The sequence below is a fragment of the Amycolatopsis sp. NBC_01480 genome (assembly GCF_036227205.1).
In the GTDB taxonomy this organism is placed as follows: domain Bacteria; phylum Actinomycetota; class Actinomycetes; order Mycobacteriales; family Pseudonocardiaceae; genus Amycolatopsis.
Genome location: NZ_CP109442.1, coordinates 2,625,053 through 2,648,276, shown reverse-complemented (window position 1 = coordinate 2,648,276; position 23,224 = coordinate 2,625,053). Strand labels below are relative to the sequence as shown.

The following is a 23,224-nucleotide window of genomic DNA, read 5'->3' as shown; positions in this document are numbered from 1 at the left end:
CCAGGTGAACTGGGTTGATGTCCTGGTACTGCTGCTCGCGGTCCTCGCCGCGGTCTCCGGCGCGTTCCAAGGCGTGATCGTGGCCCTGCCCGCGCTGATCGGCGTCGGCATCGGCGCCGTGCTCGGGGTGAAGCTCGCGCCGTACGTGGTGGAGCTGTTCGACAACCAGGTCGCGAAGGTGGCATTCGCGTTCGGCACCGTGGTGTTCCTCGTGGTGCTCGGCGAGACGATCGGGGTCTGGGTCGGGCGGCGGCTGCGCCAGAAGATCAATCCCGACAAGCTGTCCGGAGTGGACAAAACGCTGGGCGCGATCGTGCAGGCGGCCGCGGTGTTCGTGGTCGCGTGGCTGGTGGCGAACCCGCTGACCACCGTCTCCGCCGTGCCGGGGCTGGCCAAGGCGATCAACTCCTCGGTGGTGCTGGGCAAGGTCAACGACGCGATGCCGGCCGCGGCCCAGGGCTTCCCGACCGACCTGCGCAAGCTGCTCGACGCGTCGGGCTTCCCGTCCGCGGTGTCGCCGTTCGAGAAGGCGCCTTCGGCGGACACCTCGCCGCCGGACTCGTCGCTGGACGCCAGTGCGGTCGTCACCCGCGTGCACCCGAGCGTCGTGAAGATCCGCGGCACCGCGCCGTCGTGCTCGCGGGCGCTGGAGGGCAGCGGTTTCGTGATCGCGCCGCAGCGCGTGATGACCAACGCGCACGTGGTCGCGGGCACCGACGAGGTCGGCATCGAGTCCACCTCGGGCGACTACCGGGCGCGGGTCGTGTACTTCAACCCGGAGGTCGACATCGCCGTGCTCGCGGTGCCGGGCCTGCGCGCGCCCGCTCTGCCGTTCGCCGCCCAGACCGCGGGCGCGGGCGACAGCGCGATCGTGCTGGGCTACCCGCTCGACGGCCCGTACAAGGCGACGGCCGCCCGCGTGCGCGGCCGGATCAACCTGCGTGGCCCGGACATCTACGAGGCGAACACCGTGCAGCGGGACGTGTTCACCGTCCGCGCGAGCATCCGCAGCGGCAACTCCGGCGGCCCGATGCTCACGCCGGACGGCGACGTGATCGGCGTGGTCTTCGGCGCGGCGGTGGAGGACCCGGACACGGGCTTCACACTGACCGCCGAACAGGTCCGCTCGGAGGTCGACGCCGCCCCGTCGCAGACGACGAACGTGAGCACCGGCGCCTGCGCGAGCTGAAAGCGGGACGCGACCAGCGCGGGCGACCGGTCAGCCGATGAAGTCCACAATGGACTTCGTCACGCGGTCCGGGTCTTCGAGGTGCGGGAAGTGCCCGATGCCGTTCCAGATCCGGGGCTCGGTGTGCGGCCCGGCCCAGTGCACGGATTCCAGCGCGGTCTCCGGGACGATGCAGGTGTCCACGGCGCCGTGCAGCTGCAGCAGGGGCGCGGCCACGCGTTTGTCCACCGCGTCGGTGAACCGCCTGCCCTCGCCGCGGAACTGGGCGCGGAAGGCCCAGCGGTAGTACTCCAGCGCGGAGTGCGCGACGCCCGGCACCAGCATCGCCTGGCGGAACCGGCCGGCGCTCACGGCGAAGTCCGGTGAGGACCGCCAGCCGGGGCCGGACCAGGAGTGGAAGAGCCCCTCGACCGCCGCGGCGCTGTCGCGCACCAGCCACTTCTCCGGCGCCATCGGCACCTGGAAGCGGAACAGGTGCCCGACGGCGCGGGCCTGGCTGCGGCGGACGTGCCACGCGGAGCGCTTGACCGCGGACTTCAGCGCCAGCGGGTGCGCCGCGCCGACGGCCGTCACGGAGGCGACGAGCCGGGGGTGCAGGGCGGCCACCGTCCAGGCGAGCATCCCGCCCCAGGCGTGGCCGACGAGATGGGCGCGACGGGCGCCGAGGGCTTTGATCAGGCCACCGACGTCACCGGCGAGCGTCCACGCGTCGTAGCCGCGCGGGGGTTTGTCGGAGTCGCCGTAGCCGCGCAGGTCGACGGCGACGGCGCGGTAGCCCGCCTCGGCCAGCGCGGGCAGCTGGTGGTGCCAGGCCCACCAGAACTCGCCGAACCCGTGCAGGAAAAGGACCAGCGGCCCGTCGCCCGCCTCGGCGACGTGCAGCCGGATGCCGTTGGCGGAGACGTCACGGTGCGTCCACGGGCCGTCGGTGCGGACGATCGACGGATCGGGCTTGGACGACACCGCGTGCACCGCCTCAGCGAGGGAACGCCGGCGCCGGGTCAGGCGCTGGTCGCGGGCAGGTCGTCTTCGGCGGCGCGGCGCGGCTTCAGCGCCGCGGCCGTCTCCTTGACGCTGCCGATGGTGCGCTCCGGCGCCTTCAGCTTCTTCACCTTGCGCCAGCCGATGAACGCCGTGACCAGCGTGGTGATCAGCATCAGGCCGAACACGGTGAGGAACGCCGGCCAGCGCACGCCCCACCAGTCGGACAGGATCTCCGCCACGAAGAGGAAGAGGAAGTACGTGCTGTAGAGCAGCACGGCCAGCGCGATCAGGAAGAAGACAGCGCCCTTCAGCGCCTTCTTCACCTCGCCGATCAGCTCCGACTTCGCCAGCTCGACCTCGGCCCGGACCAGCGTCGAAATGTGCTGTGTGGCGTCGCCGACCAGCTTGCCGATGGACTGCTCGCCCGCCGCGGCCTCCTCATCGCTGGAGAGGGGCAGGTAGGGCACGGCCCCCACGCCGTCGGGGCCGGTTCGCTCGTGTTTGGGGCTGCTCACCGGGTCATCGTGCCACGGACCCGATCCCCGGGCGCGACGGACTGCCGGGAGTGTCGGGATCGGCTGCGTCAGTCTTCGCCGGTGTCAGCCCGTGCGTGGGCCCGGCTGCGCCGGACCAGCAGCGCCGCGGCGGCCAGCGAGGCGATCGCCGAGGCGATCAGCACGGCCGCCTTCGCGAGTTCTGCAGCCTCGCCTTCAAGCGCCAGATCGGCGATCAGCAGGCTCACGGTGAACCCGACGCCGCCGAGCAGAGCCAGCGCGGCGATGTCGCGCCAGCCCGTGCCGCTGGGTTTTTCGGCGATGCGGAGCCGGACGGCCAGCAGGCTCGCGCCGAGGATGCCGACGAACTTCCCGCCGATCAGTCCGATCAGGACGGCCAGCGGCAACGCCGTGGTGAAGACTTCGCCCAGCGCGTGAACGCTCACCGAGATACCCGCGGCGAAGAGCGCGAAGAGCGGCACCGCGACGGCAGCCGACCACGGCTGAAGCCGGTGTTCCAGGCGCAGCGCGGGTGATTCGGCTTCGCCCTCGTCCGGCCGCACTCGTGTGAGCAGGCCGAGCGCGACGCCGGCGATCGTCGCGTGGATGCCCGCCGAGTGCACCGCGACCCACACGATCAGCGCGAGCGGCACGTACAGCCACGCCGTGCGCACGCGCTTGTGCTGAAGGAATGCGTACAGCGCGAGCGCGACAACCGCGATGCCCGCCGCGACGAAATTGAACCCCGTGGTGAACACGATGGCGATCACCAGGATCGCGCCCAGGTCGTCGACCACCGCCAGGGACAGCAGGAAGACGCGCGCGCTGCTCGGCAGGTTCGACGCCGTCAGCGCCAGCACCCCGAGGGCGAACGCGATGTCCGTGGCCACCGGGATGGCCCACGCGCGGTCGGCGCCCGGCGAGCCCCAGACCACGGCCAGCGCGAAGACCGCGGGCACGACCATGCCGCCGACCGCCGCGATCACCGGCAGCACCGCCTGCTTGAACCGGGACAGCTCGCCGACCACGAGTTCGCGCTTGAGCTCCAGCCCGGCGACGAAGAAGAACAGGGCGAGCAAGCCGTCCTTCGCCCAGTCTCCGATCGACAGGTTCAGGTGCAGGAAGCCGGGACCGATGCGGAAGTCGCGCACCGACTGGTAAACGTCACCGAGCGGCGAGTTCGCCCAGATCAGCGCGACCGCGGTGGCCACCAGCAGGATGATCCCGCCGGTGGTCTCGGTGCGCAGGTAACGGGCGAATTCAGTGGCCATCCGGGCCGGGCGGGAAGCGATCACAGGCAAGAACCTCCGAGAAGCGGGCGGGCAACACGAACACCGTTGCCGACCAGACTTCCCGGCGCACCATTGACGACATTTTAACGCACGATCGGGCGTGTCCCGTGATCATCATGACCCTCCCCACACCCGGTGCTGGTGTCCCGTTCACCAGTTCGCCTTCTAGCATGCGAATCGAGCACGACAGCGTTGTCTAGAGCAGGGACGAAAAGTTGTGAGTACCTCCAACGAGGTCCAGCAGGACACGAGGTTCTTCGGGCACCCACGAGGGCTGGCGAACCTCTTCGGCGTCGAGATGTGGGAGCGGTTCTCGTACTACGGGATGCTCGGCATTCTCGCGATCTACCTTTATTACAAGGTCGACCAGGGCGGGCTCGGCATCGACCAGAGCGCCGCGCTGGGCATCGTCGGCGCGTACGGCGGCACGGTCTACCTGTGCTCCGTGATCGGGGCGTGGGTGGCCGACCGGCTGCTGGGCTCCGAGCGGACGCTGTTCTACAGCGCGATCCTGATCATGCTCGGCCACATCAGCCTGGCGCTGCTGCCGGGGCTGACCGGCATCGGCGTCGGCCTCGCGCTCGTCGCCATCGGCTCGGGCGGGCTGAAGGCCAACGCGACCGCCGTCGTCGGCACGCTCTACGCCGAGGGTGACGAGCGCCGCGACGCCGGCTTCACGATCTTCTACATGGGCATCAACCTCGGCGGGTTCATCGGCCCGCTGCTCACCGGCCTCGCGCAGCAGGAGGTCGGCTTCCACCTCGGCTTCGGCCTGGCCGCGATCGGCATGGCGCTGGGCCTGACCCAGTACACGATCGGCCGCAAGAACCTGGGCGCGCGGGCGTCGGAGATCCCGAACCCGCTGCCCGCCTCGAAGCGCCTGATGACCATCGCCGGCGCCGTGCTGATCGTCGCCGTGATCGCGGTGCTCATCATCTCGGGGGTGATCACGCCGGACAACCTCGCGGACGTGGTCGTCTACGTCGTGGTGGCCATTTCGATCGGCTACTTCGTGATGATCCTTACCAGCCGGAAGATCACCTCGGAAGAGCGCAGCCGGGTGTTCTCGTTCATCCCGATGTACATCGCCAGCGCGGCGTTCTTCTCGCTGTACCAGCAGCAGTCCACTGTGGTCGCGGCCTACGCGGACCAGCGGCTCGACCGCGGCCTGTTCGGCTGGACGATGCCGGTGTCCTGGGTCAACTCGATCAACCCGGTGTTCATCATCGTGTTCGCCCCGGTGATCGCCGCGATCTGGGTCAAGCTCGGCCCGAAGCAGCCGTCGACGCCGATGAAGTTCGTGCTCGGCACCGTGCTGATGGGCGCGGCGTTCCTGCTGTTCCTGCCGATGGTGAACACCGGGAAGAACGGCAGCCCATTGATCGCGCTGGCCGGCATCCTGCTGGTGTTCACGATTGCGGAGCTGATGCTTTCGCCGGTCGGGCTGTCGCTGTCGACGAAGCTCGCACCGGAGGCGTTCCGGACGCAGATGGTGGCGCTGAACTTCCTGTCCGTCTCACTGGGCACGGCAATGTCGGGCAAGCTCGCCGAGTCGTACTCGGTGGACAACGAGACGCCGTACTTCAGCATCATCGGCGGGGTCGCGATCGTGATCGGGCTGGCGCTGTTCGCGCTCATCCCGTTCATCCGGCGGTTGATGAAGGGCGTGCACTAGGTCCGTGCGCGAGTGGCGGCCCCGGCCGGGCCGCCACTCGCGTGCCGGTCAGAAGTCGCCGGAGTAGTCCGCGGTGGTCCAGCGGTCGGGGCGGATGGTGAACAGCACGCTGGCGGTGCCGTCCATGCGGTCGGCGAACTCGCGCCCGCCTTCCTCGCCGAAGTAGCGGATGGCGATGGCCTCCCGGGCGGACAACGGCGACGGCGTGGCGGCGTCGACCACGGTGCCCTCGACGATGACGTACTGGTAGGGCGGTTCCTCGCGCTGCACGACCAGCGTCACCACGCCGGCCTTCCGGATGAGCCGGGACTTGCGGTGTCTGGCGCCGGTGTTGATCACGAAATCGCCGCCCGGGGTGTAGTCGTACCAAATCGGCACGCTCGCCGGCGGGCGGCCGTCATCGGCGGCGACGGACAGCACGGCGATGTGCGCGCCGGCGAGGAATTCGTCTCGGTCGGCATCACTGAATGGCTTCGGCATGTAACGCGCAACACCCTCGCCGTCCGGGCTGTTCCCTCAGCCGACGGTGGTACCGAACAGCACCCCGACGAAATACGTGACGAGCATGGTCAGGGCGCCGACGCCGACGTTGCGCAGGATCGCGCGCCCCACCTTCGCGTCACCGAGCTTCGCGCTGACGAACCCGGTCAGGGTGAGGCCGACGACCACGGCCGCCGCGCAGGCCCAGACCCGGACCGACACGCTCGCCCAGGCGATCGCCAGCAACGGCAGCAGCGCCCCGACGGAGAACGCGAGCAGCGAGGCCCACGCCGCCTGCCACGGGCTGGTGAGGTTGTCCGGGTCGATGCCCAGCTCGGCCTCGGCGTGCGCCTGGAACGCGTCCTTCGCGGTCAGCTCACGCGCCACCTGCGCGGCCAGCTCGGGCGAAAGGCCCTTGCCTTCGTAGATTTGCGCGAGTTCCCGTTCCTCGGCCTCGGGCATTGATTTCAGCTCTTGCTTCTCGAGCTGCAGCAACGCCTGTTCGGTGTCGCGCTGGGTGCTGACGCTGACGTATTCCCCACCGGCCATCGAAAACGCGCCGGCCACCAGTCCGGCAATTCCGGCAGTGAGGATCGCCGTGCTGTTCACCGTCGCCCCCGCGACCCCCACCACGATCCCGGCGACGGACACGATCCCGTCGTTCGCCCCGAGAACCCCGGCCCGCAACCAGTTCAGCTTCCCCCCGATCCCCTCGTGCGGCTCATGCGCATGCGCCTCAGCGGCGTCCATCGTCTCGGTCACGATGAATAGTGAAACACGGAATGGGGAGGTTTGCGAGATCCTGGTTTTGTGGCGTTGATCCGGTTAAGGAAGGGTGTCCTCGGTTATTTTTGCCTTGCCTTATCCGGGTAACCCGTTCCCTGGCAGCCCCGGTTTACTCCGTCGGCTCCGGCAGCAGCCGCACGTCGTAGGCGAGGTCGATCACCGCGTCGGTCTCGGGGTCGGTGAGGGTGACCTGCCAGTGGGTGCCGAACTGGTCGACGGCCGGGTCCATCGGGATGGTGCCGGACAGCAGCACGGTGCCCGGGGTGGCCAGGCCGCGGGCGCGCAGCTCGTCGAGCCAGTACGCGGGGGTCAGCAGCTCGGCCAGGGTGCCGTCCTGCAGGAGGGCGCCGTCGACGTGCGCGGTGAGGCGGAGGGTGTCCAGGTGGTCGGCGACATCCGAGAGGCGCCACGCTCGGCGGGCCAGCACGTCCGGGCCCGCGTTTTTGCTCCACGCCACCCCGTGCACCTCCAGTGCCCGGTCGGTGTGGTCGCAGGCCGCGGTCAGCAGCACGTCGGACGGCGTGACGACCAGCGCCCACTCCGCCTCGCCGGAGGTGCGGGCGTGTTGGGCCGGCACGGAGTCCGTCTGCATCGCCAGGTACGGCGCCACCGGGTACAGCGCGGGAGTCACCTTCGGCGCGGGAACGCCCAGCTCAGCCAGCTCTTTCACGTGCGCCGCCACGTCGTCCTGGCTGCGGCCCGCGTAGCCGGCGTTCAGCAGCGTGTGTACGGGCGTTTCCGCCTCCGTGCCGTCGGGCAGGGTGAAGCGCAGCATCCGAATACCTCCGGGAGTCTTGCGTCAGGTCGTGTATACATGGAGTATATCCGCACTATGACACCAGACGTCACCACGGCGCCGGGCGCTGACCGCCGCTCCCTCCGCCGCGCGTTCGCGGCCAGCCTGTCCGGCACTGCCCTCGAGTGGTACGACTTCGCGGCCTACTCGGTGGCGTCGGCGACCATCTTCGGCCACCTCTTCTTCCCCTCCGGCGACGCGCTCGCGGGCACCATGGCCGCGTTCTCGACGTACGCGGTCGGCTATCTCGCACGTCCGCTCGGCGGCTTCGTGTTCGGCCGGCTCGGCGACCGGCTGGGGCGCAAGCGCGTGCTCGTCGTGACGCTGATCCTCACAGGCGTGAGCACGTTCCTCATCGGCTTGCTGCCCACGTACGCGGCTGTCGGCGGCTTCGCGGCCATCCTGCTCGTCGCGCTGCGGTTCGCGCAGGGCGTGGGAATCGGCGGCGAGTGGGGCGGCGCCGTGCTGCTGTCCAGTGAGTTCGGTGATCCGGCGAAACGCGGGTTCTGGGCGTCCGCCGCGCAGATCGGCCCGCCGGCCGGAAACCTGCTGGCCAACGGCGTCCTGGCGCTGCTCGCCGCCCTGCTCACCGACGCGCAGTTCACGTCGTGGGGCTGGCGCGTGGCGTTCCTGCTGTCCGGCGCGCTGGTCGGGTTCGGCCTATGGATCCGGCTGAAGCTGGAGGAGACGCCGGTGTTCCGCCGCATCGCGGAACTCGGCGAACGCCCGTCCGCGCCGATCTCGGAGGTCTTCCGCGAGGAGCGCCGCGCGCTCGCCGCCGCCGTGCTGGTGCGGGTGTGCCCGGACGTGCTGTACGCGCTCTTCACCGTCTTCGTCCTCACGTACATCACTTCGCACACAACGCTTTCCCGCGGCCAGGGCCTCGCGGCGGTGATGATCGGCTCGGCGCTGCAGCTCGTGCTGATCCCGGCGTTCGGCGCGCTTTCGGACCGGGTTTCACGGCGTGGGCTGACCCTGGTGGCGGTGATCGCGGCGGGGATCTGGCCGTTTGTGTTCTTCCCGATGGTGGGCGCCGGCTCGTTCGCCGCGTTGATCATCGGCGTGCTGCTGGCGCTGGTCATCCACTCGGCGCTTTACGGCCCGCAGGCCGCCCTCGTCACCGAGCAGTTCTCGGAACGGCTGCGCTACACCGGCAGCTCGCTGGCCTACACTCTCGCCGGCGTAATCGGCGGAGCTCCGGCGCCGCTGTTGTTCACCGCCCTGCTCGCGGGTTACGACACCTGGGTCGCGGTGGCGTGCTACCTCGCCGTCACCGCCGTCGTGAGCCTCGTCGGGGTGCTGATCGCCAGGGGCGGCAGGGATCCGGAGTGAGCGAGTGGCACGCTCTGTCTACAGTGGAGGGTCGCCCGCTGCTCGGCGGCACCGGCCGCGTGCGCGAGCTGCAACGCGCGCCGAGCGGCCTGGCCTACGAGATCCACTACCCGGCCGGCGTGGCCTCGCCCCCGCACAGCCACGACCACGACAGCATCGTCTACCTGCTCGAAGGCCACCTGACGGGCATGGTCGGCGGCGTCGAAGCTTCGCTGCGGCCGGGGGAGTCGATCCTGCACCCGCGCGGGGTGACGCACCACGTTGAGGCCATTGTGGACAGTACGTGGGTCGAGTTCAAGTCACCGCTGCCGGAACAGCCGCCACTCGCCTGAGGCGGCTCGAACTGGACGTGACGGGATTCCACGGCGAGTTCTACAGCTATGACGAGTACATCGAAGTCCCCGGCTTCGTGCCGGAGGGGGTCGTACTCGCGATCGACGGCGGCGGGTGGGTTGGCATGTCCGCGACGTCGAAGCACCCCGCGGAGTGCTTCACCGAGATGACGGGTGTCCTCGCCCCGTGCCGCAGGCGAGGCCTGTCGCTGGCGCTGAAACTGCCGGCCATCGGGTTCGTCCGCGCGTCCGGGCACCAGTGGCTCCGGACGTTCCACCACCCGCGGAACACGGCCGCGATCGGGATGAACCGGCGGCTCGGCTTCGTCGAGGCGGAGATGAGAAAGCCCGGCACCCCTTGAAGGGACGCCGGGCCTTCCCGCGCAACACAGAACGTCAGACGTCGAGGTCCGCCAAAGCCTGCTTGGCGGCCTCGAGCTCGGCCTCGAGCTGCGCGACCTTCGCGGCCTGCGCGTCACGGGCCTGGTTGATGACCTCGTCGATCGGGCCGGACAGGTCGGAGTGCAGCTCCTTCGCCGCGCGCGAGACGGCGGCGGCCGGGATCTCCAGGCCCTTCGCGACCCACTTGCTGCCGTTCTTCAGCTCGGCCTGCCACTCGCCGTCGGCCGTGCCGGTGACGGTGAGGATCAGCTCCACCGTGCGGGTCTTCTTCGCCGCCGACGCGGCGGTGGCCTTGGGACGCCCGCGCTTCGGCTTCGGCGCCTCCTCGGCCGGCTTCTCCTCAGCCGAAGCGGAGGTCGAGGCCGAGTCCGCGGACGGCTCCGGTGACGAAGTCGAGGACGTGGGCTCGGTGACTGCCGGGGCGTCCGCGGCCTGCGGCGCTGACGCCGTCACCGCTTCGGCCGCAGTGTCCTCGTCGTGCGTCAAGGCTTCCACGGTCATACGTGTCGTCTCCTTGCCCGGATCTGGGGTGGGGTACAGCGGCACATCTTAGAACAAGCGTTCGATGGCCGCCATTCGGGGTAATCATGCGGGCAGGGGCGCCCCCGAGCGGGTGCGCCCCTGCCAACCGCGAAGAACTTACTCCTCCTTGCCCGACTGCAGGCCGGAGGAGATGAGGTCCATCACCGACGAGTCGGCCAGCGTGGTGACGTCGCCGACCTGCCGGTTCTCCGCGACGTCACGGAGCAGGCGCCGCATGATCTTGCCCGAGCGGGTCTTCGGCAGCTCCGGCACCACCATGATCTGCCGCGGCTTCGCGATCGGGCCGATCTCCTTGGCCACGTGGTTGCGCAGGGCCTGGATCGCCTCGTCGCCGCCGTCCACCGCGTTGCCGCGCAGGATCACGAACGCCACGATGCCCTGCCCGGTGGTCGGGTCGGAAGCGCCGACCACGGCCGCCTCGGCCACCGTCGGGTGCGAGACCAGGGCGGACTCGACCTCGGTGGTCGAGATGCGGTGGCCGGACACGTTCATCACGTCGTCGACCCGGCCGAGCAGCCAGATGTCACCGTCGGCGTCGTACTTCGCGCCGTCGCCGGCGAAGTAGAAGCCCTGCTCGGCGAACCGCGACCAGTACGTCTCCCGGTAACGCTCGTTGTCGCCCCAGATCCCGCGCAGCATCGACGGCCACGGCTGGTCCAGCACCAGGTACCCGCCGCCCCCCTTGCCGACCTCCTGGGCCTGGTCGTCGACGACCTTCGCGGAGATGCCCGGCAGCGCCCGCTGCGCCGAGCCCGGCTTCGTTGACGTGACGCCCGGCAGCGGCGAGATCATGATCGCGCCGGTCTCGGTCTGCCACCAGGTGTCGACGATCGGCGCGGAGTTCGCGCCGATGGTCTCGCGGTACCAGATCCACGCCTCGGGGTTGATCGGCTCGCCGACCGAGCCCAGCACGCGCAGCGACGACAGGTCGTACTCGGCCGGGATCTGCGCGCCCCACTTCATGAACGTGCGGATCAGCGTCGGCGCGGTGTAGTAGATGGAGACCTTGTACTTCTGGATGATCTCCCAGTGCCGGCCCTCGTGCGGGGTGTTCGGCGTGCCTTCGTAGACGACCTGCGTGACGCGGTTCGCTAGCGGGCCGTAGACGATGTAGCTGTGCCCGGTGATCCAGCCGATGTCGGCGGTGCACCAGTAGACGTCCTCGCCCGGCTTGTGGTCGAACACGTTGTGGTGCGTGTACGCGGTCTGGGTGAGGTAGCCGCCGGAGGTGTGCAGGATGCCCTTCGGCCGCCCGGTGGTGCCCGAGGTGTACAGGATGAACAGCGGGTGCTCGGCGTCGAACGCCTCGGGCGTGTGCTCGGCGGACTGGCCGTCCACGAGCTCGTGCCACCACAGGTCGCGCTCGTCGGTCCACGGCACCTCGCCCTCGAGGTCCGAGCCGGTGCGGCGGACCACGATGACCTTCTCCACGGTCTCGGCGCCCTCGAGCGCCTCGTCCACATTGGCCTTCATCGGCGCGGCCTTGCCGCGGCGGTACTGGCCGTCGGAGGTGATCACGATCTTCGCCGCGGCGTCGTCCACCCGGGCCCGCAGCGCGGTCGGGGAGAAGCCGCCGAAGACCACGCTGTGCAGCGCGCCGATCCGGGCGCAGGCGAGCATCGCGAAGATGGCCTCGGGGATCATCTGCAACTGGATCGCGATCACGTCGCCGGCCTTCACGCCCAGTGACGTCAGGGCGTTCGCGGCCTTGGACACCTCGTCCTGCAACTGCGCGTACGTGATGTCGCGGGTGTCGCCGGGCTCGCCGACCCAGTGGATCGCCACCTGCTCGCCGTGGCCGGCCTCGACGTGGCGGTCGACACAGTTGTATGCGACGTTCAGCTTCCCGCCGACGAACCACTTCGCGAACGGGGCATTGGTCCAGTCCAATACCTGGGACCACTTCGTGTCCCAGGTCAGCCGTTCAGCCTGCTCGGCCCAGAACTGCTCCCGGTCGGCGTCCGCTTTCGCGTACAGCTCGGCCTTGGCGTTGGCCTGAGCAGCGAATTCGTCGCTCGGGGGAAACGTACGGCTCTCGTTGAGCAGATTGTCCAACGCTGGGGACTGCTCGGTCATGGTGCAAGGCCTCCTGTAGTGCGAACCCGCGGCTCACGGCACGCTAGCGACGTTAGTCCGCCCAGGACAAGGTTGCAGCAGCGTTGCTCGTGAGTGTTTATGACGGTTCTAACCGTCATAAACACTCACAAGCCGGTCAGCCGAGCCGGGCCAGCAGTCGGGCGCGGACCCCGGGCCATTCAGCGTCGGTCATCGAATACAGCACCGTGTCGCGCGAACTGCCGTCCGGGCGGATGCGGTGCGCGCGCAGCAGGCCCTCGCGCAGCGCGCCGAGCCGTTCGATCGCGCGCTGCGAACGGAGGTTCCGGCTGTCGGTCTCCCACGCGACGCGCTGGGCGCCGAGCACCTCGAAAGCGTTGCGCAGCAACAGGAACTTCGCCTCGGTGTTGAGCGCGGTCCGCTGCCAGTCCGGTCCGAGCCAGGTGTGCCCGATCGACAGGATCCGGTGTTTGGCCACGATCTGGTAGTACGACGTGGAGCCCGCGACCCGGCCGGACGCGACGTCGATCTGGGCCCACGCGAATCGTCCCGGCTCGGCCAGCGCGGTCTCGACCATCAGCTCCGCCGCGGCCACGTCCTCGGGCATCCGCTGGCTCATCCAGGACCAGATGCCGGGATCCTGCGCGGCTTCGAAGAGGCCCTTCGCGTGGTCCGGCGAAAGCGGCTCGAGGCGCACGTGACGGCCGGACAGGGTCGGGTGCTCGCTCCAGTCGCTCATGGACTCAAGCTACGACCTGCATGTGGCTCCTCATAAGAGCCATTTTCAGCTCGTTTCAACAGTCCACTTGGCCGATGCTTATGCTCGCGGGAACGATCGAGCGAGAGGGCGGGGACATGGCCGAAGAGCGGGAAGAGCTCACCTGGGAGTTGTTCGGCTCGGCCAGCAGGGAGCTGGCCGAGGAGGTGGCGGCGGACGGGTTCGCGCCCGACCTCATCCTCTCCATCGCGCGCGGCGGTCTCTTCGTCGCCGGCGCGCTCGGTTACGCGCTGGACGTGAAGAACCTGCACGTGATGAACGTCGAGTTCTACACCGGCATCGACCAGCGCCTCGACCTGCCGGTGATGCTGCCGCCGGTGCCGAACGTCGTGGACCTCACGCGCAAGAAGGTGCTCGTCACCGACGACGTGGCCGACACCGGCGCCACGCTCAAGCTGGTCCGCGACTTCTGCGCCGACCACGTGGCCGACGTCCGGTGCGCGGTGATCTACGAGAAGCCGACCTCGACGGTCAAGGCCGAGTACGTGTGGCGCAAGACCGACCGGTGGATCAACTTCCCGTGGTCGGTGCTGCCGCCCGTGGTCAAGCGCGAGGGTCAGGTGCTCGACGCATGACCGATCCGCTGAAGCCGTTGCTGGCGCTCGAAGGCGTTGCGGCGGCGGCGAAGTCGGCGCAGGACGCGGTGTTCGCCGTCCACCGGCTGCCCGCGAACCTGCGTGGTGGCGCGGAGACGGCGGCCGAGGCGTCGGTCCGGGCGGCGCGCGCGTCGGCCGGCATCGACGGCGCGAACCCGGAGCTGCCTGCTGACGGCGCGGTGACGGACCCGCTGCTGGCCGGTTCCCTGCGCGTTGCCGAGTCGCTGGAAGCACTGCTGCCGACGTGGCGGCGGGCGCCGTTGCAGGCGCTGGCCCGGCTGCACGTCCTCGCCGCTTCGGACCTCGTCGACGATCCCGACGCGCTCGGCCGCCCGCGCGCCGGCGGCTCGCGGCTGGAGCTGCTGGCCCAGCTGATCACCGGCGCGACGACGGTGCCCGGCCCGGTCCTCACGGCCGTGGTGCACGGGGAATTGCTTGCGCTGCAACCGTTCGGCTCCGCGGACGGGGTGGTCGCCCGCGCGGCGGCCCGGCTGTCGATGATCGCGACCGGCCTCGACCCGAAGGCGCTGACTGTGCCCGAGGTGGCGTTCTTCCGGCGGGTGCCGAAGTACGTCGAGCTGGCCGCAGGGTTCGCCGGCGGCAGCCCGGACGGCGTGCGCGACTGGCTGCTGTTCTGTTGCGAGGCCTTCGAAACCGGGGCCAGTGAAGCCCGCAGCATCTCTTCGGCGGCCGGATAGCCGTTACGGCTGCGCGGGCTCGGTGGTGGTGCTCAGCCGCGCGGACCATTTCTCCTCGATCCGGCCGAACCGCCAGACCGCCAGCGCCAGCAGCCAGGTCACCACGAACAGGCCGATGATGGCGAAGCCGACGTAGTCCAGGTTCACCGCGGCGATCGCGGCGAGCGGGCCGTGGGTGATGTCGAGCTTCTCGGCCAGGATCGAGACCAGCTCGACGGTCCCGATCACCAGCGCGACGGCCACGGACAGCGCCGTCACGGTGATGTTGTAGTAGATCTTGCGGATCGGCCGGGCGAACGCCCAGCCGTAGGCGAAGTTCATGAACACCCCGTCGGCGGCGTCGAACAGGCTCATCCCGGCGGCGAACAGGATCGGCAGCACGAGAATCGCGTACCAGGGCAGCGCGAACGCCGCCGCGCCCGCCGCGAGCACGAGCAGCCCGATCTCGGTGGCGGTGTCGAAGCCGAGCCCGAACAGCAGGCCCACGGGGTAGATGTGCCACGGCTTGCGCACGGCCTTCGTCGCACCGCGCAGCAAGCGGTTCATGAAGCCGCGGTTGTCGAGGTGGCGCTCCAGCGCGGCCTCGTCCAGCTCGCCGCGGCGCATCTTCGCGAAGACGCGGATGATCCCGATCAGCACCACCAGGTTCATGATCGCGATGAGGTAGAGGAAAACCCCCGAGACGGACGTGCCGATCAGGCCCGTCGTCTCGTGCAGCGTCGACGAGTCGTCCTCCAGCTGGCCGGCCAGCGCGCGCACGCCCAGCGAAAGCAGCAGGCACAGCGCGAACACGATCGTCGAATGGCCGAGCGAGAACCAGAACCCGACCGACAGCGGGCGCTGGCCGTCGGACATCAGCTTGCGGGTGGTGTTGTCGATGGCGGCGATGTGGTCGGCGTCGAACGCGTGCCGCATGCCGAGCGTGAAGGCCGTGACGCCGAGCCCGATCCCGAACGCGCCGGACGCCCCGAGCGCGTAGTGCTGCGGCGCGACGACCAGCACGAGCAGGCCCCAGCCGACCAGGTTCAACAGCAGCACGACCCCGGCCATCCCGGCGATCGACGCCCATTCCGCCCGGGACAGGCCCGGCTGTGCGCCGCTGTCCGACTCGTCCATCGCCGCTCACGCCTCTCGCCGACAACACCTGAGAGGTTAGGCAGGTGAACAGATGAACCGCAATAGGCCCCCGGACGCCCTTGCCGGCGCCAGACGCGGTTAAGGCCTCCTTACCGGCGTGGGACGCGGGTAAGGAGGCCTTGACGGCACCAGCGCGCTGCCCCCGCGCGTGCCGGTTCAGGTAGTGGTCAGCCGGCTCGCAGCCGGAGGGTGTCCAGTGCCTTGCGGACGTGCCCGCCGGTGGCCTCCAGTGCCTCGGCGGAGCGGCCGACGTCGGAGCCCGACAGCAGGTGCACCAGCGCGGTCTTGAGGTCGCCGCCCGCCTCGGTCAGCGCGTCCGAGCAGTCGGCCATGGTCATGCCGGTGGCCTCCTGCAGGATGCGGATCGTGCGGCCGCGCAGCTTCGCGTTGGTGGCGCGCATGCTGACCATCAGGTTCGAATAGGTCTTGCCCAGCTTGATCATCGTCGCCGTGGAGAAGGCGGTGAGGATCAGCTTCTGCGCGGTGCCCGCCTTCATCCGGGTGGAGCCCGCGATCACCTCGGCCCCGGTGGCCACGGCGATCAGCACGTCGACCCCGGCCGGCTTGGCCGCGCTCGGGTTGGCCGAGACCAGCCCGGTGTGCGCGCCGGCCCGGTTGGCTGCCTTGAGCGCGCCGAGGACGAACGGCGTGCGGCCGGACGCGGCCAGGCCGAGCACGAAGTCGCCGGGGCGGACGACCGCGGCCAGCTCGGCCGCGCCCGCCTCCTCGTCGTCCTCGGCGTTCTCCACGGCCTGGCGCAGGGCCTTCTCGCCGCCCGCGTGGTGCGCGACGAACCAGTCCGGCGGCACGTTGAACGTCGGCACCAGCTCGGCCGCGTCCAGCGTCGCCAGCCGGCCGGACGTGCCGGCCCCGACGTAGTGCACCCGCCCGCCGCCGTGCAGGGCCTCCACCGCGTAGTCCACGGCGCGCGCCAGCTGCGGCAGCACCGCGGCCACCGCGTCGGGCACCCGGCGGTCCTCGGCGTTGATGGCGCCGAGGATCCCCATCGTGGACATCAGGTCGATGTCCGTGGTGCGGGGATTCCGTTGTTCGGTCGGCGAATCGACGTGCACCGCCTGGCAGGGGACGGACATCATGCGCCTCACTTCTCGGTTCACTTACCGGTTTCCCGCGGACGGCGGCGACCGTCGGGCCTGACCCCGAGCCGGTGCGAGCCGACCGCGTCCCTCGTCGCGTCCAGTGCGCTGACCGAGGCGTCCATGTGCCGCTGGGCGACACCGATGAACAGGCAGTCGATGACGGTGAGCTGGGCGATCCGGCTCGCCGTGGCCCCGGAGCGGAACGTGGTCTCGCGCGCCGCCGTGGTCAGCACGTGGTCGGCCACTTCGGTGATCGGGGAGCGCGGGAAGTTCGTCACCGCGACGGTGACGGCGCCGTGCTCGCGCGCGACCCGCAGCGCCTCGACGGTGTCGGTGGTCGCGCCAGTGTGCGAGACGCCGATCGCGACGTCGCCCGGGCTCAGCACCGCGGCCGAGGTCAGCATGATGTGCGTGTCGGACCACGCGAAGCAGACGCGGCCGATGCGGTGCAGCTTCTGCTGCAGGTCGGCGGCGACGAAGGCGCTCGCGCCCACGCCGTACACGTCCACGCGGCCGGCGCCCGCGACCAGGTCGATGACCTGCTGCATGGTCGCCACGTCGAGCTGCTCGGCGGTCTCCTCGACCGCGCGCGCGTCGGCGAAGCTGACCTTGCCGATCACGGCGGCCAGGTCATCCTCCGGGCCGATCTCGCCGCCGAGGTTGCGCGTGGTGCGCGCCTCAGTGCGGGCGGTGTCCGCGGCCAGCGCGATGCGCAGCTGCGGGTAGCCGCCGACGCCGACCGCCTTGCAGAAGCGCGTCACCGTGGTCTCGCTGGTGCTCGCCGACAGCGCGACCTCGGTGATGCTGCGTCTGGCGACCGAGGCCGGGTTCTCCAGCACGACCTTCGCGACCCGTTGCTCGGCTCGCGCGAGGCCCGGCAGCAGCGACCGGATGCGGACCAGCGGGCTCGAGTCCGCGTCACGCACAGTCGGCTGAGCTGCGATGTGCTCGGACGGTGCCGTGATGACTACAGATTCGGCATCGTCCACCGTCGGAAAGTTACTAACCGTTGGCATTTGCGACAAGGCTACCCACATCCTTCGGCAGGATCGCAACCCGTCCGTGTCTGCGGACTTCGATTTGCGATTAATCGTTGTCCAGAAAGTCGCTAACCAGGTCGAGGTTGTTAACGAGGTCAAGCTAACGACTTGGCAACTTAGTGTCGCTGCATCAGGGTGGGTGGCCCGCTGAGCGGGCCGCGATGGTGGGCTCCTGGTGACCGGCCGGTCACCGACCGGTCAAAATCCAGCCGGAAGCGGTCAGGGCCGACGGATTCCGCTCACCATCGAGTACCGTCCGGCCGCGCTCGGTGACTTTCACACCGTCCAGGGAAACTCCGCGGCCGGTGTATTTCGGATCGGTGCTGTAACGCCAGCGCAGCGTTGTAACGCCCGTCGCCGGCACCTCGGCCGTAACGCGCCACCAGGCGCGGTGCCCGTGCCCGGAGAGCGACGTCACCTCCCCGGCCGGTGCGCCCGGCCCGGTCGCCCGGAGCTTGACTGGTTGCCAAGAAACCCCGTCGGTGGTCGATTCCAGCTGTAATGGATCAGTCGGCCCCTCCGTGTCCACGAAGGCAGCGAAGGACACCTGAAGGGGCCCGCCGGCTCGCGGCGTCAGAGGCTGTGTACTCAGCGTAGCCGTGCTGCTGTTGCCGAGGCCCGCGTACCACGCGTCGCGGCCTTCGACGGGCTTCACGGCCATCGCCTTCGCCAGCGACGTCGCCCAGACCTGGCGCGCGGTGTTGATGGAGCCCCAGTTGCGCGTCGGGTGCACGCGGTTGGTCAGCAGCAGCGCGAACGAGCGCGACTCGGGGTCGATCACCAGCGTCGTCCCGGTGAAGCCGGTGTGGCCCGCGGTGACCGGCGAGGACAACGCGCCCATGTACCAAGGCTGGTCCAGCTCGAAGCCGAGGCCGTGGGAGTCGTCGGGGAACTTCTGGTTGTAGTTCGTCAGCATCTTCTCGACCGTGTCCGGGGAGAGGATGCGGTGGCCGCGGTAGGCGCCGCCGTTGAGGATGGCCTGGCTGAGCACGGCCATGTCGCTCGCCGTGGAGAAGACGCCCGCGTGGCCGGCGACCCCGCCGAGGGACCACGCGTTTTCGTCGTGCACCTGGCCGCGCACCAGGCCGCGCGGCGGGTTCGACTCGTACTCGGTGGCGGCGATCCGGTTCAGCTTCGAAGCGGGCGGGTTGTAGCCCGTGTCGACCATGCCCAGCGGCGCCGTGATCCGGTCGTGGACCACCTTGTCCAGCGGTTCGCCAGTGAGCTTCTCGACCAGGAAGCCGAGGTTGAGCATGTTCAGGTCGGAGTACAGGTAGGTGGTGCCCGGCGCGTTCTTCAGCGGGCTGTCCAGCACGGCCTTGCGGCGCGACGGGATGTCGGGATAGCCCTGCCACAGCGACGGCACGGGGTCGGCGTCGAAGCCGGACGTGTGCGTCAGCAGCTGCTCGACGGTCACCGCCCCCTTGCCGTTCACCGCGAACTCCGGCAGGTAGCGCGCGACCGGCGCGTTGACGTCCACCTTGCCCTGCTCGATCAGCTGCAGCGCGGCGATCGAGGTGAACAGCTTCGAGATCGACGCCATGTCGAAGATCGTGTCGTCGCGCATCGGGACCTGCTGGTCCGGCGGCAGCTCGGTGCCGTTCACGTCGGCGTAGCGCAGGGCCCCGCCGACGGCGTAGCGGTCCACGACCACGCCGTCGTGCGCGAGCAGGCCCACGGCGCCGGAGAAGTGCGGGTGCCCGGTCGCGTCCGGCTTGGTCCAGTCCGACAGGAACTGCTCGGCGTCGCGGATCGGCTGGTCGGTGAGGCCGACGTCGGACGGCCGCCCCTCGCGCAGCGTCGTGGTGGGCGAGGCGAACCCGTGGCGCGGCCGGTCGAAGCGCCCGGCCAGCGGGTCGTGGCTGTCGGTGGTGATGGCGGCGGCTCCTGCACTGGTCAGTGTCGCGGCCGCGACCAGGGCGCCGAGGGTCGCGACGAGCACTTTCCTAGCACGCATGGCGGTCTCCTCAGCGGTAGATCAGGTAGCGACGGCGGGTCCGGTCGAACTCGGCGAGCTCGGCGCGCCAGGCGCCGGTGATCTCCTCGACGCCCGCGCCCGCGTCGACCATGGTCCGCAGCCGGTCGGAGCCGGACAGCTTGTCGATGGCGAGGTCGGGCCGCCAGCCGAACTGCTTCGGCGCGATCTGCTTGGCGGTGACGAACATCGTCACGGCGGTGCGGATCGCGTCGAACGAGCGCGGGTCGGTGACCGTGAGCTGGACGCCGCCGCAGGTCTCGTTCACGAACTTGCCGAACGTGGGCACGAAGTAGGTCTCGCGGAACGCGGCGCCGGGCAGCTGCTGCTCCTCGAGCGCGTCACGCCAATGCCAGTCGACGCCGGGCGCGCCGACGATCTCGAACGGGCGCGTGGTGCCGCGGCCCTCGGTGAACAGGGTGCCTTCGAACATCCCGGTGCCGGGGTAGACGAGCGCGGTGTCCGGCGTCGGCATGTTCGGGCTCGGCATGACCCAGCGCTGGCCCGTGCCGGCGAAGAACGTGTCGCGCCGCCACCCGCGCACCTGGACGATTTCGAGGTGGTCCAGCCGCACCCCCTCGCCGGGCAGGAACTCGGCGGCGAAGAACCGGGCCAGCTCGCCGACCGTCATTCCGTGCTGCTGAGCGATCGGCTTGAGGCCGACCCCGGACGCGAACTTCGGGTCGAGCACCGGCCCGGCCAGCCGTCCGCCGATCGGATTCGGCCGGTCCAGCACGACAAACGCCGCGCCGACCTTCGCCGCCGCGACCATCGCCGTGTAAAGCGACCAGATGTAGGTGTAGAAGCGCGCGCCGACGTCGGCGATGTCGAAGACGACGGTGTCGAGGCCGGCCTTCGTGAACATCGTCGCGAGCTTCGCGGGGTTGGCGCCGTACGCGTCGTACACCGGGATGCCCGTGCGCGGGTCGGTGTAGTCGCCTTCGGAGCCGCCGGCCTGCGCGCTGCCGCGGAACCCGTGCTCCGGCCCGAAAGCCGCCACAGGGCGCACGCCCGCGGCGACCATCGAATCGACGATGTGGTCGCCGTTCGCGAGCACGCCGGTCGGGTTGGACAGGACGCCGAGCTTGCGTCCGGCGAGGGGCTTCCAGCCTTGTGCTGCCAGCTGCTCGGCGCCGGTGAGGACGTGCGCTTCGGCCTGCGGTTCGGGTTGGGGTTGGGCCGGTGGTTGGGCTTGGGCGACGGCCGATCCGCTCGCGAGGACGGGCACGGCCAGCGCCGGGACGGCCAGGAAGCGCCTGCGGTTGATGGTCACCAGGTCAGCCCATGTCCGAAGGGGTACTTGACGGTCTGCACGTCGGCGCCCGCCGGGACGTCCACCGGCAGCTTCCCGGCCGGCTTCGTCTCGCCGAGGATCACCTTGGCGAGCGCCTCCAGCGACGGCCCGATGTAGCCGTAGGTGGCGAGCCAGGTCGGCACCGGGTTGGCGTAACCGGCGTCGTACGGGATCTGCGCGGCGACCGCGACCACGGGCTTGCCGGTGTCCATCAGCGCCTGCAACAGCTTGTTCTGCAAGGGAAAACCGCCGAGGTTGTTGGTCAGCACCACAACCAGGTCGGTGCTCTTCGCGGCTGTCGCGGCCTGCGTGATGAGCGCGTCGGACGGCGTCTGGCCGGTCTGGAGCACGGAGGCTTTGGTGCCGTGGGCGGTCAGCTTGTCGGCGAGCGTCTGCGTGCTGGCCACGCCCCAGCCGGTGACCAGCGCGGTCGCGGGCTTCTGCTTGAGCGGCAGCAAGCCGGCGTCGTTGGCGATCGCGGTGACGGAGCGGTCCGCGATGCCCTGCGCGGTGGCGAGGTGGGCGGGCGTGCCGACCTTCTGCGGGACCTGCGCCGGGTTGGTGAACGGCGCGTAGAGGATCCCGCGCTTGAGCTTCAGCTTGAGCACGCGCAGCACGCTCTGGTCGATCCGCTGCATCGGCAGGTCGCCCGACTTCACGGCGGCCAGCACGGCGTTGATCGCGACGTCCAGGTGCACCGGCATCAGCAGCTGGTCGATGCCCGCTTTCAGCGCCAGCACGGGGATTTCGGCGTCGCTGTGCAGCTCGCGCACGCCCTGCATCTCCAGTGAGTCGGTGATCACGACGCCGTTGTAGCCCAGCTCGTTCCGGAGCTTGCCGGTGATGATCGGCTTCGACAGCGTCGCGGGCTCGCCGGACGGGTCGAGGCTCGGGAACTGGATGTGCGCGCTCATGATCGAGTCGATGCCCGCGGCGATCGCGGCCTTGAACGGCGGCACGTCGATCGCACGCCACTGCTCCTCGGTGCGGTCGATGCGCGGCAGGCCGGTGTGGCTGTCGGTGGCGGCGTCGCCGTGGCCGGGGAAGTGCTTCGCGGTGGACGAAACGGTGGCCGACGGCAGCCCCGACTCCTGGTAGCCCTTCACCTCGGCGGTCACGAACTGGCTCGCCAGCCCCGGCTGCCCGGCGAACGAGCGGACGCCGATCACCGGGTTGGCCGGGTTGGAGTTGACGTCGGAGTCGGGCGCGAAGTCCTGGTTGATGCCGACCGCGCGCAGCTCGTGGCCGATGATCGTGGCGGCCTGGTGCGCGCTGTCGGTGCTCCGCCCGGCCGCGATCGCCATCGAGTTGGGGAACTCGGTGGCCGGCGCGCCCATCCGGGTGACGGTGCCGCCCTCCTGATCGGTGCCGATCTGCAGCGGAATGTGCGCCCCGCTGGTCACGGCGGCCTGCTGGAGCCCATTGGAGAGCTTCGCGACCTGAGTGGGGTTGTCGAAGTTGTCGCGGCTGTCGTTGTTGAAGTAGATGACCCCGCCGAGGTGGTACTTCGCGACCGCCTGCGCCGCGGTGTCGACGCCGAAGTCAGCCTGGTTCTTGGGGTTGACCTCGTCGGCGGACTTCCCGTTGACCCAGGTGACGAACAGCTGCCCGACCTTCTCCTCGAGGCTCAGCCCGCGCAAAGCCTGATTCGCAGCGGCGTCGAGCTGCGCGTCAGCACTCATCGGCTGCCCCGGCGCGGCTGTCGTGCCGGACGCAGCCCCGACCCCGCCAAACGCGAGCAAACCGGCGAGGGGCACGGCGAGCGCATGAATCCTCCGCGGGCGCGGGCGCGAGCGCGCGAGTCGGGTCGTCAAAATGGCCTCCCAGTGTCGTGCGCCCTCGGGTGGTCAGAAGTCCACTCGGAGGCGCCGGTATCGGGAAGCTACTCACCGGACCCGGCGTTGTCCATCGGCCGAGCGCAGGAACTACCGCGCTGATCAGGGGTTCTTTTGTGGCTTGGTGCGAGGCGTGCCTCGCCCGGACCAACGACCCGGCCGGAGGTCACTGGCGGTCTCGCCCGCGCTGGCGACCCGGCCGAACGTCACAAGCGGATTCGCTGGACTGGCGACCGGGCCGGAAACACTGGCGGCTCGCCGGGCCGGCGACTCGGCTGGAAGTACCGGTGACATTGCCGGCCTGGCGGCTTGACCGGACGCAGCTCGTGGCTCGCCGGACTGGCGATTCGCCGGAAGCGCCGGCGGTTTCGTCGGCTGGTGGTTTGGCCGGCGGTCACTGGGAGCTCGCCA

Annotated in this window: 22 protein-coding genes; 7 read left to right on the top strand and 15 right to left on the bottom strand. The window is 70.0% G+C overall.

The features are described from left to right. Positions 1–4 precede the first annotated feature (4 nt). Positions 5–1,189 (top strand): MarP family serine protease, encoded by a 1,185-nt coding sequence (locus tag OG371_RS12540; protein WP_329068731.1) that lies wholly within the window; start codon positions 5–7, stop codon positions 1,187–1,189. Positions 1,190–1,219: 30 nt separating this feature from the next. Here OG371_RS12540 and OG371_RS12535 read toward each other — a convergent pair whose 3' ends face one another. The 3 genes from OG371_RS12535 to nhaA all read right to left on the bottom strand — a co-directional run bounded on the left by OG371_RS12535 (position 1,220) and on the right by nhaA (position 3,938). Next, complete coding sequence (locus tag OG371_RS12535) at positions 1,220–2,152, bottom strand: alpha/beta fold hydrolase (RefSeq protein ID WP_329068729.1); 933 nt, start codon at positions 2,150–2,152, stop codon at positions 1,220–1,222. Positions 2,153–2,190: 38 nt separating this feature from the next. Further along, positions 2,191–2,688, bottom strand: coding sequence for a phage holin family protein (locus OG371_RS12530; protein ID WP_329068727.1), 498 nt, complete (start codon positions 2,686–2,688; stop codon positions 2,191–2,193). Between the two features lie 68 nt (positions 2,689–2,756). Then, a complete protein-coding gene (gene nhaA / locus OG371_RS12525; protein ID WP_329073030.1) occupies positions 2,757–3,938 on the bottom strand; it encodes a Na+/H+ antiporter NhaA in 1,182 nt (393 codons plus the stop codon). 238 nt (positions 3,939–4,176) lie between these two features. Here nhaA and OG371_RS12520 point away from each other — a divergent pair, with 238 nt between their 5' ends. Further along, positions 4,177–5,634: a peptide MFS transporter gene (locus OG371_RS12520; RefSeq protein WP_329068724.1), complete on the top strand. Its 1,458-nt coding sequence runs from the start codon at positions 4,177–4,179 to the stop codon at positions 5,632–5,634. Between the two features lie 48 nt (positions 5,635–5,682). Here the strand turns inward: OG371_RS12520 and OG371_RS12515 are convergent, their stop codons facing one another. The 3 genes from OG371_RS12515 to OG371_RS12505 all read right to left on the bottom strand — a co-directional run bounded on the left by OG371_RS12515 (position 5,683) and on the right by OG371_RS12505 (position 7,675). After that, positions 5,683–6,114 carry a pyridoxamine 5'-phosphate oxidase family protein gene (locus OG371_RS12515; protein ID WP_329068721.1) on the bottom strand — a complete coding sequence of 144 codons (432 nt, stop codon included), beginning with the start codon at positions 6,112–6,114 and terminating at the stop codon, positions 5,683–5,685. A gap of 36 nt (positions 6,115–6,150) precedes the next feature. Continuing rightward, on the bottom strand, positions 6,151–6,876 hold the full coding sequence (locus OG371_RS12510; protein WP_329068719.1) for a VIT1/CCC1 transporter family protein: 726 nt from the start codon (positions 6,874–6,876) through the stop codon (positions 6,151–6,153). Between the two features lie 133 nt (positions 6,877–7,009). Further along, on the bottom strand, positions 7,010–7,675 hold the full coding sequence (locus OG371_RS12505; protein ID WP_442876107.1) for a DUF2848 domain-containing protein: 666 nt from the start codon (positions 7,673–7,675) through the stop codon (positions 7,010–7,012). A gap of 57 nt (positions 7,676–7,732) precedes the next feature. On the opposite strand from OG371_RS12505, the gene OG371_RS12500 reads away from it, so the two are divergent. Genes OG371_RS12500 through OG371_RS12490 form a run of 3 tightly spaced genes read left to right on the top strand, consistent with a single transcriptional unit; the run spans position 7,733 to position 9,722 of the window. Then, the gene (locus OG371_RS12500; protein WP_329068717.1) at positions 7,733–9,028 is read left to right on the top strand and encodes an MFS transporter; all 1,296 of its coding nucleotides are present in this window, start codon (positions 7,733–7,735) and stop codon (positions 9,026–9,028) included. After that, complete coding sequence (locus OG371_RS12495; RefSeq protein ID WP_329068715.1) at positions 9,025–9,360, top strand: cupin domain-containing protein; 336 nt, start codon at positions 9,025–9,027, stop codon at positions 9,358–9,360. Before OG371_RS12500 ends, OG371_RS12495 begins: the two co-directional genes overlap by 4 nt. Before the next feature lie 17 nt (positions 9,361–9,377). Then, positions 9,378–9,722, top strand: coding sequence for a hypothetical protein (locus OG371_RS12490; protein WP_329068713.1), 345 nt, complete (start codon positions 9,378–9,380; stop codon positions 9,720–9,722). Positions 9,723–9,756: 34 nt separating this feature from the next. On the opposite strand, the gene OG371_RS12485 is transcribed toward OG371_RS12490, so the two are convergent. The 3 genes from OG371_RS12485 to OG371_RS12475 form a co-directional block, all read right to left on the bottom strand. Further along, complete coding sequence (locus OG371_RS12485) at positions 9,757–10,263, bottom strand: DUF6319 family protein (protein WP_329068711.1); 507 nt, start codon at positions 10,261–10,263, stop codon at positions 9,757–9,759. A gap of 138 nt (positions 10,264–10,401) precedes the next feature. Next, positions 10,402–12,381: an acetate--CoA ligase gene (gene acs, locus OG371_RS12480; protein WP_329068709.1), complete on the bottom strand. Its 1,980-nt coding sequence runs from the start codon at positions 12,379–12,381 to the stop codon at positions 10,402–10,404. A 136-nt stretch (positions 12,382–12,517) separates the two neighbouring features. Next, on the bottom strand, positions 12,518–13,099 hold the full coding sequence (locus tag OG371_RS12475; RefSeq protein WP_329068707.1) for a GNAT family N-acetyltransferase: 582 nt from the start codon (positions 13,097–13,099) through the stop codon (positions 12,518–12,520). 116 nt (positions 13,100–13,215) lie between these two features. On the opposite strand from OG371_RS12475, the gene OG371_RS12470 reads away from it, so the two are divergent. Next, a complete protein-coding gene (locus tag OG371_RS12470) occupies positions 13,216–13,713 on the top strand; it encodes a phosphoribosyltransferase (protein WP_329073026.1) in 498 nt (165 codons plus the stop codon). Then, entirely contained in the window at positions 13,710–14,432 is a 723-nt protein-coding gene (locus OG371_RS12465; RefSeq protein WP_329068705.1) for an oxidoreductase, read from the top strand. Before OG371_RS12470 ends, OG371_RS12465 begins: the two co-directional genes overlap by 4 nt. A gap of 3 nt (positions 14,433–14,435) precedes the next feature. Here the strand turns inward: OG371_RS12465 and OG371_RS12460 are convergent, their stop codons facing one another. The 6 genes from OG371_RS12460 to OG371_RS12435 all read right to left on the bottom strand — a co-directional run bounded on the left by OG371_RS12460 (position 14,436) and on the right by OG371_RS12435 (position 22,660). Continuing rightward, positions 14,436–15,548 carry a HoxN/HupN/NixA family nickel/cobalt transporter gene (locus OG371_RS12460; protein ID WP_329068703.1) on the bottom strand — a complete coding sequence of 371 codons (1,113 nt, stop codon included), beginning with the start codon at positions 15,546–15,548 and terminating at the stop codon, positions 14,436–14,438. Between the two features lie 188 nt (positions 15,549–15,736). After that, positions 15,737–16,666, bottom strand: a complete 930-nt coding sequence (gene murQ / locus OG371_RS12455; RefSeq protein ID WP_329068701.1) for an N-acetylmuramic acid 6-phosphate etherase — start codon at positions 16,664–16,666, stop codon at positions 15,737–15,739. A gap of 17 nt (positions 16,667–16,683) precedes the next feature. Then, positions 16,684–17,685 (bottom strand): MurR/RpiR family transcriptional regulator, encoded by a 1,002-nt coding sequence (locus tag OG371_RS12450; RefSeq protein WP_329068699.1) that lies wholly within the window; start codon positions 17,683–17,685, stop codon positions 16,684–16,686. Between the two features lie 211 nt (positions 17,686–17,896). Further along, entirely contained in the window at positions 17,897–19,666 is a 1,770-nt protein-coding gene (locus OG371_RS12445; protein ID WP_329068697.1) for a serine hydrolase, read from the bottom strand. 10 nt (positions 19,667–19,676) lie between these two features. Beyond that, positions 19,677–20,957: an exo-beta-N-acetylmuramidase NamZ family protein gene (locus tag OG371_RS12440; RefSeq protein WP_329068696.1), complete on the bottom strand. Its 1,281-nt coding sequence runs from the start codon at positions 20,955–20,957 to the stop codon at positions 19,677–19,679. After that, positions 20,954–22,660 carry a glycoside hydrolase family 3 protein gene (locus OG371_RS12435; RefSeq protein WP_329068694.1) on the bottom strand — a complete coding sequence of 569 codons (1,707 nt, stop codon included), beginning with the start codon at positions 22,658–22,660 and terminating at the stop codon, positions 20,954–20,956. Before OG371_RS12435 ends, OG371_RS12440 begins: the two co-directional genes overlap by 4 nt. Between the last annotated feature and the right edge of the window lie 564 nt (positions 22,661–23,224).

Excerpts from the sequence above, each read along its gene's own strand:
- nhaA (WP_329073030.1), bottom strand. The coding sequence starts at position 3,938 with ATGGCCACTGAATTCGCCCGTTACCTGCGCACCGAGACCACCGGCGGG.
- OG371_RS12515 (WP_329068721.1), bottom strand. The coding sequence starts at position 6,114 with ATGCCGAAGCCATTCAGTGATGCCGACCGAGACGAATTCCTCGCCGGC.
- OG371_RS12505 (WP_442876107.1), bottom strand. The coding sequence starts at position 7,675 with ATGCTGCGCTTCACCCTGCCCGACGGCACGGAGGCGGAAACGCCCGTA.
- OG371_RS12500 (WP_329068717.1), top strand. The coding sequence starts at position 7,733 with ATGACACCAGACGTCACCACGGCGCCGGGCGCTGACCGCCGCTCCCTC.
- OG371_RS12485 (WP_329068711.1), bottom strand. The coding sequence starts at position 10,263 with ATGACCGTGGAAGCCTTGACGCACGACGAGGACACTGCGGCCGAAGCG.
- acs (WP_329068709.1), bottom strand. The coding sequence starts at position 12,381 with ATGACCGAGCAGTCCCCAGCGTTGGACAATCTGCTCAACGAGAGCCGT.
- OG371_RS12475 (WP_329068707.1), bottom strand. The coding sequence starts at position 13,099 with ATGAGCGACTGGAGCGAGCACCCGACCCTGTCCGGCCGTCACGTGCGC.
- OG371_RS12470 (WP_329073026.1), top strand. The coding sequence starts at position 13,216 with ATGGCCGAAGAGCGGGAAGAGCTCACCTGGGAGTTGTTCGGCTCGGCC.
- OG371_RS12465 (WP_329068705.1), top strand. The coding sequence starts at position 13,710 with ATGACCGATCCGCTGAAGCCGTTGCTGGCGCTCGAAGGCGTTGCGGCG.
- OG371_RS12460 (WP_329068703.1), bottom strand. The coding sequence starts at position 15,548 with ATGGACGAGTCGGACAGCGGCGCACAGCCGGGCCTGTCCCGGGCGGAA.
- murQ (WP_329068701.1), bottom strand. The coding sequence starts at position 16,666 with ATGATGTCCGTCCCCTGCCAGGCGGTGCACGTCGATTCGCCGACCGAA.
- OG371_RS12450 (WP_329068699.1), bottom strand. The coding sequence starts at position 17,685 with ATGCCAACGGTTAGTAACTTTCCGACGGTGGACGATGCCGAATCTGTA.
- OG371_RS12445 (WP_329068697.1), bottom strand. The coding sequence starts at position 19,666 with ATGCGTGCTAGGAAAGTGCTCGTCGCGACCCTCGGCGCCCTGGTCGCG.
- OG371_RS12435 (WP_329068694.1), bottom strand. The coding sequence starts at position 22,660 with ATGAGTGCTGACGCGCAGCTCGACGCCGCTGCGAATCAGGCTTTGCGC.